At 53.4% G+C, this 12162-nt stretch carries 11 protein-coding genes and 1 tRNA gene; 6 read left to right on the forward strand and 6 right to left on the reverse strand.

The genetic code is table 11. The annotated features are described in order from the left end of the window. The first annotated feature begins 353 nt into the window (after nucleotides 1-353). Nucleotides 354-740: a hypothetical protein gene (locus G7Y43_RS08680; RefSeq protein ID WP_165046015.1), complete on the forward strand. Its 387-nt coding sequence runs from the start codon at nucleotides 354-356 to the stop codon at nucleotides 738-740. Between the two features lie 134 nt (nucleotides 741-874). Here the strand turns inward: G7Y43_RS08680 and G7Y43_RS08685 are convergent, their stop codons facing one another. Both G7Y43_RS08685 and G7Y43_RS08690 read right to left on the reverse strand, forming a co-directional pair. Continuing rightward, entirely contained in the window at nucleotides 875-1348 is a 474-nt protein-coding gene (locus tag G7Y43_RS08685) for a hypothetical protein (RefSeq protein WP_241158219.1), read from the reverse strand. Then, the gene (locus G7Y43_RS08690) at nucleotides 1345-1998 is read right to left on the reverse strand and encodes a TetR/AcrR family transcriptional regulator (RefSeq protein WP_165046016.1); all 654 of its coding nucleotides are present in this window, start codon (nucleotides 1996-1998) and stop codon (nucleotides 1345-1347) included. The genes G7Y43_RS08685 and G7Y43_RS08690 overlap by 4 nt, the downstream gene beginning before the upstream one ends. Before the next feature lie 273 nt (nucleotides 1999-2271). Here G7Y43_RS08690 and G7Y43_RS08695 point away from each other — a divergent pair, with 273 nt between their 5' ends. Then, nucleotides 2272-3078 carry a MerR family transcriptional regulator gene (locus tag G7Y43_RS08695; protein WP_165046017.1) on the forward strand — a complete coding sequence of 269 codons (807 nt, stop codon included), beginning with the start codon at nucleotides 2272-2274 and terminating at the stop codon, nucleotides 3076-3078. A gap of 87 nt (nucleotides 3079-3165) precedes the next feature. On the opposite strand, the gene G7Y43_RS08700 is transcribed toward G7Y43_RS08695, so the two are convergent. Then, on the reverse strand, nucleotides 3166-4809 hold the full coding sequence (locus G7Y43_RS08700; protein WP_165046018.1) for an FAD-dependent oxidoreductase: 1644 nt from the start codon (nucleotides 4807-4809) through the stop codon (nucleotides 3166-3168). Between the two features lie 153 nt (nucleotides 4810-4962). Further along, the gene (locus tag G7Y43_RS08705; protein WP_165046019.1) at nucleotides 4963-6531 is read right to left on the reverse strand and encodes a response regulator transcription factor; all 1569 of its coding nucleotides are present in this window, start codon (nucleotides 6529-6531) and stop codon (nucleotides 4963-4965) included. Nucleotides 6532-7290: 759 nt separating this feature from the next. Between G7Y43_RS08705 and G7Y43_RS08710 the strand changes: the two genes are divergently transcribed. From G7Y43_RS08710 to G7Y43_RS08720, 3 genes are all read left to right on the forward strand, one after another. Next, nucleotides 7291-7650: a cyclophilin-like fold protein gene (locus tag G7Y43_RS08710; protein WP_165046020.1), complete on the forward strand. Its 360-nt coding sequence runs from the start codon at nucleotides 7291-7293 to the stop codon at nucleotides 7648-7650. Nucleotides 7651-7653: 3 nt separating this feature from the next. Next, the gene (locus G7Y43_RS08715; protein ID WP_165046021.1) at nucleotides 7654-8172 is read left to right on the forward strand and encodes a flavodoxin family protein; all 519 of its coding nucleotides are present in this window, start codon (nucleotides 7654-7656) and stop codon (nucleotides 8170-8172) included. A 215-nt stretch (nucleotides 8173-8387) separates the two neighbouring features. Next, complete coding sequence (locus G7Y43_RS08720) at nucleotides 8388-8750, forward strand: cyclophilin-like fold protein (protein WP_165046022.1); 363 nt, start codon at nucleotides 8388-8390, stop codon at nucleotides 8748-8750. Nucleotides 8751-8876: 126 nt separating this feature from the next. Here the strand turns inward: G7Y43_RS08720 and G7Y43_RS08725 are convergent, their stop codons facing one another. Both G7Y43_RS08725 and guaA read right to left on the reverse strand, forming a co-directional pair. After that, nucleotides 8877-10364: an ATP-binding cassette domain-containing protein gene (locus G7Y43_RS08725; protein WP_165046023.1), complete on the reverse strand. Its 1488-nt coding sequence runs from the start codon at nucleotides 10362-10364 to the stop codon at nucleotides 8877-8879. Between the two features lie 522 nt (nucleotides 10365-10886). Further along, nucleotides 10887-11867, reverse strand: coding sequence for a glutamine-hydrolyzing GMP synthase (guaA, locus tag G7Y43_RS08730; protein ID WP_165046024.1), 981 nt, complete (start codon nucleotides 11865-11867; stop codon nucleotides 10887-10889). Nucleotides 11868-12000: 133 nt separating this feature from the next. Here guaA and G7Y43_RS08735 point away from each other — a divergent pair. Next, nucleotides 12001-12074: transfer RNA gene (locus G7Y43_RS08735), tRNA-Gly, on the forward strand. Nucleotides 12075-12162 lie beyond the last annotated feature (88 nt).

The following is a 12162-nucleotide window of genomic DNA, read 5'->3' on the forward strand; positions in this document are numbered from 1 at the left end:
TTGTAGCATGAGTTGAGCTGGTATGTCAATGCCCCACAAACGAGAAAAGCCCACATAAGCAGGCTTTTCCATGGTTGTTTTGTGTCAGAACCGGCGGTGAGACCGATTGATTACCGCCTAATAATCCAAGAAGTTGTGACTAATCGCACTCGCTTAATAGGAGCAGCTTTAGAGAGGCTGAACTTAAGATCTTCTCGGTGGAGTCATCATCGATGGCAATTAAACGAACAAGTAGATTAAATGAATAGAAGATAGATAACCTTACTGGCGCATTGGCGTAATATATCTGACTGGTATTGGCTATTTATCTCCGATTTGGGTGTGGCTAATATAGCCTGGCGTTAACAGCGGTTGTGAGCATCGACTCCTACAACTACTTCGGGCGCGACTGCGCGTACCTCGGCGAGAAGCTTTTGCCGCATGTTAAGCACGGCGGGCTTTTGTACTTCGCTATCCCTGGTATGGTGCGCGACTGCCACGATAATCTGCCACCTGAGCTACTACTCAGCTGGACGCCCGAACAACTGGAGTACATGCACGACATAAACTGGTGGCGCGCCATGATCGAGCCTACGCGCGGCGTGCGCATCGAGCGTATAGCTCCTTTAAGCTGTCATGACGAGGCGTGGGCCGACTGGCTGGTCTGCGATAACGAGTACGCCACCAATGACCTCGCCTCGATGGAAGCCGGCGCAGGCAAGCTTCTGAACAGCATCGGCATCGTATTGAGAAAACGGTAGAAAGAAAGCTTGGTAGCCGGCGTCCCCTGTCGCCGGCTGCGTTCTCCCCCTGTTTGCAGCCAGGAACGACGGGACTTTGCAGCTTTTTGGCCACAGTCCCTCAAAGACCCATTCTCCCGTCGTAACGCTCGTCATCACGATGTGGGGTCGCAATGTGTGAATGCTCGAGCACTTGCAACCAGCTGCATGACGCCCAACACCAGGTAGAACACCGAAAGCCCGTTGGGAATGAAGGCCATTTCGAAGGCGGTCCACGCGATCAGCAGCGCGCCCGCAATACAGCTCCAGACATAGGATGCCCTGCGGTTGCCACGAAATCGCAACATCAGCGCAACAACGTTCGGCACGCCGTTTACCAGCACAAGAGCAAGCCCTGGCCACAGAAAGTCACTCTTCATGAAGTCCGGCAGCGGAAGCGGATCAAGCAGCGACACCGGCATCCAGTCGTTCCACGAAAGCGGAAGAGCCCACAGCGCGCTCGCCATCATCCAAAGCCCGCACACGAGCGCACACACCCCGTCGAACCAGTTCATAAAGAGCGCAAACCCGCGTGCCATCTTATCGAGCATTGATCCCGTTTGGGAACAATAGACAATCGCCCTGGTCATTTACCTTCCCTTCCCTCTTCCCTCTTCCCCTTCTTTTCTTTCCGCTCGTGCGCCGCATTGAATGCAGACAGGTGCCTTTCACAAAACTCTTTTGCATCACACGCGGGCATTTCAGAATCGATAGCCATGAGCATAGGACCATGGAACTGTTCGGCGGCAAGCCGCGCGTCACAGGGCTCGAAGATCCCGACGTCTATCAGGTGCGAGAAGATCGTCTCCTGCAGCTTGATCGGGCGCACCACAAACACCGCCTGGTACAGCTCGGCGCACCTCGTGTCGCTGTAGCGGCTGACCGCAAGCATGCGCCGGAAAAGCCGTATCCTATCGTCTCCAAAAAACGGCGCATAGCTGTTCCAGACCAGCTTTGCGAGATCGGCCCTCTTGGCCTGAGAATAGGCGCGCGGGTCGTCATCCGGACGGGCAATGGCCCCGGCGCTACGCACGCGATCTTCGACATACGCCGTCTCACGCGCTATCAGCGCATCGAAGATTTCCTGCTTTCCACCGAAATGGTTATACAGCGATGCAGCTTTGACTCCCACGCCGCCGGCTATGTCGCGAACGGTTGTCGCTGTGTATCCCTTTTGACTGAATAGCACGAAAGCCGCATCAAGTATGCGCTCCCGCGCGTTCCCGTCCACTTTCGGCACGATGACTCCTTGCTTCCGCTTGTGCACTATTGCTAACTAACATTTGTTAGTATATCAGAGAACAAGGTCATGTGCGGTCCTTTTTCTTTTCGATACGGGTTCTTTTTCCCGCATGATGCACATGACATAGTCAGCCTGAGGACAACGAACGGGACACCGGGAATCGTAGCTTGTTGTCCCGTTGACCTCCGTAAGAGATAATCAAAAAAACCTTCTTGACTCTCCCGCTACAGGAGGGATGAGACTGGTGGCATCGCGAGAGAAAGGTTGGAGATGTTTCGTATCGGCGAGTTCTCGAAGATGGCCATGACCACGGTAAAGACGCTGCGTTACTACGACGAGGTGGGACTTTTGAAGCCGCGTGCGGTAGACCGGTTCACGGGATACCGCCTCTACGATGCGGCGCAGCTTGTGGATCTGCACCGCATCCAGTCGCTTCGTCAGGCGGGACTTTCCATCAGCCAGATCGTCCGCATCATATCCGGAAGCGATACGGACGAAATACTGCGACAGCATTCCATGGAGCTTGAGCAGGAAATCGCCAAACGACAAGCCATGCTCTCTCGCGTCCAGTTCATTCTGAAAGAGAGTAAGGAGAGCACTATGACCTACACAACAACGGTGAAACACATCCCCGAACAAATCATCTACCGCAAGGAATACACGATGCACACATTTGCGGACTACTTCAAGGAAATGCCGGCGCTTGGCGAAAAGCTACGCGCGAAATACCCCGATCTCACGTGCGCCACGCCCAAGTATTGCTACACGGTAAACCTCGACCGCGAGTGGCGCGAGACTGACAACCATATCCTGTACTGCGAGGCCGTAACCGAGCTGAAAGATGACTTCGACGGAATTCATTTCAAGGTGGCACCCGCACTCGACGTGGCATCGGTGATGCATCAGGGCCCTTACGAGGACATGGGGCCTGCGTTCGCCCACGCACTTGAGTGGGTCGAACAGAACGGCTACGAGGTTGCCGGCGACCCCCGTACGAGCTACATCGACGGCATATGGAACAAGAACGACCCGTCTGAATGGCTAACCGAGGTGCAGATTCCCATTCGTAAAGTGTAATCATACAGGTAGTTCGTTTGGCGGGACTGTGCCGGCTTTATTCTCAGCAGCCCCGCCAGCGCATCGTTAACAGAAGCTGAAGCGATCTTAGGCAAGACAGCTGCGGGCGCTGATGCGACCAAAGGCCATGGCTTCGCCAACGTTGCCGTTACCCTGGTAGAGGTAGCCCCACACGCTGCCGAACTCGCCAGCAGCATACAGGCCGGGAATCTTCTCGCCGTTGCAGTCAAGAATTGCACCGTCGGCTGCTCGCTTCGGACCGCCGTCGGTGTTCAACATGGCTGGATTGCAGCGCTGAGCGTAGAAGGGCGGGGTGACAATGGGAGTCAGCGTGTCAGCCGGACGATAGAAGGCCATGTCAACACCACGCTCACAAAACTCGTTCCACTGTGCAACCGTGGCCACAAGCTCTTCGGCAGGTACATCCATTTGAGCGGCCAGATCCTCCAGGGTGTCGGCCTGATACAGCCAACCATCGGCTACCGGATCAGTAGTTTCAGCAGTCTCGAAGTCAAAAGCGTGCTCATAGTTTGCATTGTCGAACACGAACCAGCCGATGGAAGGCATGGGCAGATGGTTCCATTCGCCACCGAACTGCATAACACCATGACGACTGCCCACATGGCGACTCAGATCGTCGCGAGGAATACCGGCGGTATCATTGGATACGTCGAGTGATTTATGTCCATCCCAGTCCATATAGAACCGGCGGCCATTCTTACCCACGGTAATGCCATAGTTCTTAAATTTGTGACTCGTCAATGCACCGTTCGAGAACGTGGTATTCTCCAGGTTGCGCCCAGCCATCCAGAATCCGGCAGCGTTGTGCATGTGCCAGAAATCGGCACCGTGACGTGCGCAGATTTTGTGCCCGTCACCGGTATTGCCAGTCATGGCGAAAGAGATGGCACTGCCTACGCCGCAGAATCCCTCAAGGAACTCTTCGTTATGTTCGTAGCCACCGCAACACATAACCACACCTTTGTTTGCCTTGATAGCCTTGCCGTCAGCGATGACCCCGATCACGCGACCATCAGAATCACGAACTAAGTCCTCAAGCGGCGAATTGAAGCGCATCTCGACGCCTTCGGCGTAGTCGTTCTGGCACACATGAGTAAGGAAGTTGTGTAGGTGGTTGTAGGGAGGCTGAGCTTTATCGTCGAAGCTATATTCCGGTGCCACCGCGCTTGCGAACTCGCGATACTCGGCCTTGTCCAAATCTTCCATGAGCGTGCGCTTGGTATCGAGCATATCCATGGTGGCTCCAAGGGAGAGCACCCACTCAAGGTTTTCGTTGATGCCTGTCGCAAAAGCCTCCAGTACATCATCGGGAATCGTCTGACCTGTGGCGGTGGTGGCCATATCTTTCAGGTACTGAACGGGATACTCGTGCTCGTCGTCGAGCCCAAGGAAGTCGCCCGCACACACCGGTGAGCAGCCCGCAGCGGTTCCTTCTTTCTCGATGAGAAGACAGCTGGCACCGTTACCCTCACGCGCCACCGTAATAGCAGCGCTCACGCCGGCAATGCCCGCACCTACGACAACTACGTCGTATTCCTCGGCGAATTCCACATCGCTTACACCCGCGGCTCCCGTGCCAGAAGGATTGTTGCTCTTGGGCTTCGGCGCGCAACCTGTAAGAGCCATAGCACCTCCCATAGCAGCCAAACCACCCATGGTCAGAAAGCTGCGGCGCGAAATCTGATTGGTTTCTCTCTTGTTATTATTCATGATGTCCTCCCGTTTCCGGCATCTCCTTCACCTCGCTTATTCGAGGCGTTTCGAAGATTACGGGACGCAAAGACGTACCACATCCCCCCGACTAGGCATGATTGAGCCTCCCTCTCGTCCCCCTGAATGGGGTACCCTGTCTGAACTGGTGTTTTATTCCTTAAAACGATCGATAAAGGTAATCAGTTCCTGTTTACCGGACACCCCCACCTTGTTGTAGATGCGACGCAAGTGCGTTTTCACGGTTTCGCGCGAAACATAGAGCTTGCGCCCAATGTTCTCCATCGAGTAGCCGTGCATGGCCTCAATGAGCACCTCGCGCTCGCGGGGAGTGATGTCATACGAAATACAGAAAGCATCCAGTCGATATGCAAAAGGACTCGCATCACTTACCGTCTCGGCAGCGCCTTGTTCCTTATGCACCTTTTCGGCATCATTCGAATGATTCGCCTCATCTACAAATTCATTATCAGGCAAAGCAGCTTCTAGAGATTCTGTAGCACCGCTATCGGTACCAGACGCTGCAACCAACCCCTTCCTTCCCCACATCTTCGAGATAGCAAAGAACAGCAACCCGTACAACGCAATAAGCCACAAAGAGAACAGCGCCACGACTGTCATAGTCGCGAAATCCACCATATCAGCTCGCCATAACTGAGATGCCGCAAGCCGGGCAGCAGCTGTGGCTAACTCGAACAAGCCGTAGAAAATACCGAAGTAGAGGTATGTGTGACGGATATCCTCATAGCATTTCCGTGCGAGAAGCATCCAAAACATCACCTGATACACCGTATAGCCACACTTCACCAAAAGACCGGCCAGTGGCACCTGGTCATCCCAGAAATAAGGGAGTAACAGACATCCCGTAGCGAACAGCGGCACAGTAAAGTAGAGAACCTCATCGAAAGTAAGCCGCCGACCACGTAAGAGCCCATAGGCCACAAGCAACACAAGCACCCCAACAGCCATCAACTCATTCACCACGTCGTAAAGCCCCGAATTCGTACCCGCATTCGAACATACTTGGGCGATGAATCCGAAAAGGAAAGGGAAAAGTGTCGTACCAGCCAGAATAAGCATCCATTCCTGACTGCTCGATAGAAAACCCAGAAGAGGCTCGCGGGGCACATGCAGCGAGAAACCGTACTGGAGCGGATGTTCCTGCTCGCCCGCGGCAACGGTACGCTTTCGTCTTACGCACCATAAAAGCAGCAAGATGGCCAGCACTTTCCCCACAGGGCGCATGATCAGGATAAGCGGAGTTGGTAGGTACAGCGTAGAGTAGTACAGCACTTCGTTGATTAGATATACCATAGGAATGGCTACAGCGCTTACCTGGGGAACGAACGTTGAGAGCAAGTGCGCGAACAGTAAGATAATGCAGGCCTCTCCGATGCCGGAGAACACGCCAGAAAGTATCGATGCCATGAGGTATTCAGGGCTTTCCGGCCCCAGCATCACTGTGGCTGTATAGGCTACCAGGTGCACGCCGATGAATACTGCTCCAGCTCCAAGCATGCGCTCCACTGAAGGAATATGACTACGCATGGCGAACGCGATGACGAAACAAGCTATTACCTTGGCGAAACGAGCAGCGTAGAGAGCGTAATCAGACACAAGGGCATTCTCGTTGCGTGCCGTCCATACCGCTGCAAGAAACAGCGCAAGCCCTACTGTCGCCAAAAGCGCCGTTACGCGCATCTGCCTTGAAACCCTGTCCATGGCCTCATTCCCGTCTGCTCTCACAAAACGCACTATTTCGAGGATTCTTTTTTGACATTTTACTCCCCGATCTCGCACCTGTTCGGTGTAAAGCTGACCGCAAAAAGATGAGGGAGACCGTAAGAAATAATCGAAATAAACAGCACGATCAAGCCGCCGTCAACGCATGCATTCTGGCTATCCTTTGCGCAAAGTGGTCAAAATGCATGAGTTGTCGGCACCGAAATGCTCCAATGTGGTCACAAAATGTGGTTTGACGGCGGATTTCATCAATTAAACCGCCGTCAAGTGCCCCTTTCTGGCCACTTTTCCCAAAAGGTGCCCAGAAAGGGGCACTTGACGGTTTTCCTATTACATACAAGCAGGGTCAGTATACAAAACAATATCCGACGAAATGTGCACAGACACAAACTCGAGCATGTCATGCGTACATGACAATAGGGTCAGGGCATTTTGTCACTCAAAAGACACCGAGAACCCTAAGATGATGAACAAACAACAGCGTTCCTGTTGTCCCATTGCCTGAGGTCGAAGCGTTCTTAGTTCCATGAAAGCCTCGTATTATGCCTATCAAGCATGATGCTTATTACCTTATAAGTATTGGCGCTTCTCGTGGATCAACCTCATACTGATAATAAGTTTTCGTATCAAGAGGAAGCGATCATGGAAGCACTGATTAGCTCCGCTCGCCCTGCTCAGAGCAAGCTAACGCCAGCCAGTGTTTTCTGAGAGAAATCCAATCATTAACAAGGAGTATATATGCACATTGAAATTGACTTCGACACAACGACAGTGTCGGGAACTCTGAACGATACTGAAACGGCAAAGGCATTCTTCGATGCGTTGCCCCTATCGATTCATGTAGGAACATCGGGAATGGACTTTTGCGGACAGATGGGACAAAGCTTCCCCTATGAGCCGTCGCACGTCGGATTCGGATGGAAGAACGGCGATATCAATTACAACCCCAGCGGAGGTTGGTTCGCCGTATTCTTCAACGGCGAGAATATCTCAGGCTCTTACGGAGATCAAGTGAACATGGGTCATCTGGATGATGACGCAATCGAAGCCTTGAGTAAGTTGAAAGGATCGTATGAGATCACTATCAGAAAGGCATAAGAAATGAAGATACTTGTACTACAGGGTAGTGCCCGAAAGAAGGGACATACCGCCACACTGACCCAAGCTTTTGTCGAAGGGGCGAAAGAAGCAGGTCATGAGGTGACGGTAATGAACGTCGCTAATATGGACATCCATGGTTGTACGGGATGCGAATATTGCCACACTGAAGGTGGTGTCCAGTGTATCCAGGATGACGACATGCAGCAGATCTACCCTCTTTACGATTCAGCGGATATGATTGTAATCGCAAGCCCGATCTATTATGGATCGTTCTCCGGGCAGATGCATTGTGCCATCCACCGCACGTACGCCATCGGTAAGCCTGCTTCCTGCAAAAAGATGGCAATGATTTTGGACTCAGGATCATCCGGAGTGTATGCGGCTTCTGAACGTATCTATCACGGATTCTTGCAAGGATGGTACGGTGTCGAAGACTGCGGAATCTTCGAATATGCGGGCTCATCAGCTTCTTCCTCGCAGAATTTGGATGAACTGCGACAGTTCGGCAAAAGCCTGTAAGTAAAGCGGTGACAGACATGAGAAAAGTTATCGCAAGTATAACCCTCGCGATCCTGATGTGCTTAGCGTTGTTCGCGGGATGTGTGAGTGCTCGCAATGATAGCGAAAGTGCCACAAGCAACCCAAATGCGAATACATCGGCAGTATCCCAAAGTGATGAGCATTCGAGCTCAAGCGATGCTACTTCTCATGCAAGCATAACCAAGGAGGATGGCATGAGCCGATCAGGTTCAACAGCGTTTTTGACAATCAACGGGTCTCAACTTGCAATCGAGCTCGCAGACAACGATACCGCCGCCGCTTTTGCGGCGATGCTGCCCATGCAGGTAGAGATGTCAGAACTCAATAGCAACGAGAAGTATGCTTACTTGGGCGAAACGCTCCCATCGAACGCGAGCAATCCCGGCACCATAGAAGCCGGGGATTTGATGCTCTATGGAGACAACTGCCTGGTTGTGTTCTACGAGTCGCACCCAACAACCTATTCATATACGCGGATCGGGAAGATCACCGACGCGTCAGGTCTGAAAGCCATAGTCGGTAGCGGCTCTGTAAATGCGAGCTTTGCTTTAGATTGATGATTGGACGGGACAACGGGGACACTGATAATAGGTGATGATTCTCACAACTGTATCCAGTTGTGAGAATCATCACCTATTATCAGTGTCCCCGTTGTCCCTCATCATGCTGTCAAGAGTCGCTTATTATTCAACCCGCAATTCAGTCGCACCCTCATTTTGCTTCGTCTCCCATTTGACTTGTGCCACCGCATTCGACAGCTGTCTATCATGCGTAACCAACAGAAACGCGCCAGGAAAGCTGGTCAGCATTTCTTGCAGCGCTTCGATAGAACCAACATCAAGATGATTTGTCGGTTCATCGAGTATGAGGAGGTTAGGATTCGCTACGAGCTGCTCGGCAAGCATAAGCTTGCGGAGTTCGCCTGGACTCAGATCGTCACCATCGAGCAGCTTGTCGGGGTCGGAATTCAATCGCGCCACAATGGAAAGAATGCGGCCTCTTATCTCCTGGGTCTGATCTCGAAGATGCGCCAAGGCCCGTTTGCGCTCACCCGGTTCGACATCCTGGGGGACATACGCCACTTTGACGATGTCAGGGACTGATTCGACGATGCTTTGCACCACGAGGCTCTTGCCTGTTCCGTTCGCACCGGTCAGCACCACGTGATCCGTTGGCAAAATCCAAAGCTCCGGTACGTCTATTGAAAACTCTCCTGCAGACAGTCGCGTGGCCTCCAGGTGCACCACAAAGCTTGAGCGCGCAACAACGCCGAACTCGCCAATACGATGATCGTATCGCTTTGAGACGGTTCTTTTTGAAAGCTCTGCCTCGGCTTTTGCGAGCCGTGCGCTCATGTTGGACGAGAGTTTTCCCGCCACTCCGTCCTTTCCAGAGAATATGGCGAGCCCTATCTTCTCACGTGCATCACTGTCGTTTCTGGCCAGATTGCGTTTGCTGCGCTTGCTTTTCTGGCGCGACGCCTCTTCACTCCTGCGCTGGGCTTCCGCTTTCAAGCGCTTCGCTTCGTGAGCGGCTTTCTCACGACCCCTGATCGCGGATGCTTGCTCGCTCGCCGCCTGATCGCTCGCCTTTGAGTACCCGCCGGGTCGCATGGTCCAGCATGCGTCCTCACACATCAGGCTCTGACTCGCAAGACCATCCAGCAGATCCCTGTCGTGCGAGATGAGGATTCCGATGCCGTCAAACGAAGCGAGTGTCTTCTTCACGATATCGCGTGTGGCAGCGTCGAGATCATTCGTCGGCTCGTCCATAACGAGGACATCAGGGCGCACAGAGAGAGCGCATGCGATCTGGAGCCGCTTCTGCTGACCGCCCGAGAGCGTATCGTAGCGCCAGAACCAATCGTCTTCGATGTGAAGCAGCGCTCTTGCCCGCCGCGCATCCTGACCCCAATCCGATGCGAGGTCGAAGAGATTCTTCGGCTTTTGAGTCGAGTCCTGCTGGCAGTATGCCGAGTAGAGCTTCGGATTCACTGTCCCTGAATCGGGCACAATGATGCGTGCAGCGATACGGGCGAGTGTGCTTTTCCCGCATCCGTTGTCGCCGATAATGCCCGTCCATCCCAAAGGGAACGTTGCGCTAATGTCGTTGATGGCAGGTGATGCCGTACCGGGATAGGTATAGCTGATGTGTGTGAGATTCAGTTGCATGGCGAACTCCTTTGAAGGGAGGTCGCGCGGGGCTCAGGCACGCGAAGTATGGATTCGAAAAGAGAAGACACCGAAGCGATGCGGCACCCTAAAGCGCGACCGGATGTGTAAATGGTCGTATGGGGCACCCAAAATGGGCATCGCTAGTTCTTCATCCAACCTGACCTAACTCGAAGCGGCGCGCGTCCATTGGCTCCGCTGATTAACTGATGTTAAGAAGTATAACACGACGCTGGGCACACAACTCTCATCTAAAACACAGAAATCTAAACCGATAGATACGAGTGCATTCGAGTGGAATGCAGTTAACCGAATCAAGCTCCTACGAATCAAACACGAGGTCAGATAACGTGCTCGGCGCACTGAGAAGGGCCGCCGAATCAAATTCGACGGCCCAAGATTACCTGCTCAAAATCCATCTTTTGCAGGTGGCTTGCAATTTTCGTTCAACTAGAATCAACTCGATTGCTCAAAATTCAACCGGGATTAAAAACCATATAACCCCAGGTCAGAGTGTTAAATTCACTCCCATTCCACCGTGCCAACGGGTTTGGGAGTAAGGTCGTAGCACACGCGACAGATGCCGGGAACCTCGTGGGTAATGCGATCGGTCATGCGGCGCAGCAAAGCCCAGTCGAGTTCGGGTACCTCAGCGGTCATCACGTCCACGGTGTTGATAGCGCGAATGATGGCCGGCCACTCGTAGGCACGCACACCGTCACGCACGCCGGTGGCACGCATGTCGGGTACCACAGCGAAATACTGCCAAGCACCAACGTTTGCTGCCTCCATTTCCTCACGAACGATAGCATCGGCCTCGCGCAGCGCCTCCAAGCGATCGCGGGTGATAGCGCCTAGGCAACGCACGCCCAAGCCAGGACCCGGGAACGGCTGACGTTCCACCATGCCCTCGGGCAACCCCAGCGCGCGACCAACTTCGCGCACTTCGTCCTTGAACAGCAGTTTTACCGGCTCTACCAGCTCGAACTGCAAATCATCAGGCAAGCCGCCCACGTTGTGGTGAGCCTTCACGCCGTCTTGCGATTCCAGGATGTCAGGATAGATGGTGCCCTGCGCCAGGAAATCAACCTGATCGCCCACCTTGCGCGCCTCTTCCTCGAACACACGAATGAACTCACCGCCGATAATCTTGCGCTTCGTTTCGGGCTCATCGACACCCGCCAGCAAATCGAGGAAACGGTCGGTAGCGTCCACATACACCAGGTTCGCGTCCATCTGATTCTGAAACACGTCTATAACCTGCTCGCTTTCACCCTTGCGCATAAGGCCGTGATTCACGTGCACGCAGATAAGCTGCTTGCCGATGGCTCGGATGAGCAGCGCGGCGACAACCGAGCTGTCAACGCCGCCGGAAAGCGCAAGCAGCACCTTCCCCTCGCCCACCTGGGCGCGAATGGCAGCAACCTGCTCTTCGATAAATGCGTTCGCCAGCTCAGGGGTTGAAATGCGCTCCATGTCGTCGGGACGCTTGTTCGGATCCATGCGGTTCTCCTTCTTGTTGATAATAAAGCCAATGGGGAAATTATACTCGCGTTGCCCAATTTAGCCACTTGATGGATTCTTTAGCACCTTGTTTTGGCTTTCTGCGATCTTGGGTTATAATCCCGTCTGCATCGCGGGCGTAGTTCAATGGTAGAACCTGAGCCTTCCAAGCTCATGACGCGGGTTCGATTCCCGTCGCCCGCTCCAAAAAACCCGTAAGAAAGCCGTCGCCAGGACGGCTTTCTTGTGTGTTACGGTTGCATGTACGCTGCACGCAACCAACCATCTTGCCCTA

Origin of the sequence: Adlercreutzia sp. ZJ138 (genome assembly GCF_011038935.1) — a bacterium.
Lineage (GTDB): Bacteria > Actinomycetota > Coriobacteriia > Coriobacteriales > Eggerthellaceae > ZJ141.

Coding starts and splice junctions, on each gene's coding strand:
- guaA (WP_165046024.1), bottom strand. CDS start 11,867: ATGGATCCGAACAAGCGTCCCGACGACATGGAGCGCATTTCAACCCCT.
- G7Y43_RS08700 (WP_165046018.1), bottom strand. CDS start 4,809: ATGAATAATAACAAGAGAGAAACCAATCAGATTTCGCGCCGCAGCTTT.
- G7Y43_RS08715 (WP_165046021.1), top strand. CDS start 7,654: ATGAAGATACTTGTACTACAGGGTAGTGCCCGAAAGAAGGGACATACC.
- G7Y43_RS08695 (WP_165046017.1), top strand. CDS start 2,272: ATGTTTCGTATCGGCGAGTTCTCGAAGATGGCCATGACCACGGTAAAG.
- G7Y43_RS08710 (WP_165046020.1), top strand. CDS start 7,291: ATGCACATTGAAATTGACTTCGACACAACGACAGTGTCGGGAACTCTG.
- G7Y43_RS08725 (WP_165046023.1), bottom strand. CDS start 10,364: ATGCAACTGAATCTCACACACATCAGCTATACCTATCCCGGTACGGCA.
- G7Y43_RS08720 (WP_165046022.1), top strand. CDS start 8,388: ATGAGCCGATCAGGTTCAACAGCGTTTTTGACAATCAACGGGTCTCAA.
- G7Y43_RS08705 (WP_165046019.1), bottom strand. CDS start 6,531: ATGGACAGGGTTTCAAGGCAGATGCGCGTAACGGCGCTTTTGGCGACA.
- G7Y43_RS08685 (WP_241158219.1), bottom strand. CDS start 1,348: ATGACCAGGGCGATTGTCTATTGTTCCCAAACGGGATCAATGCTCGAT.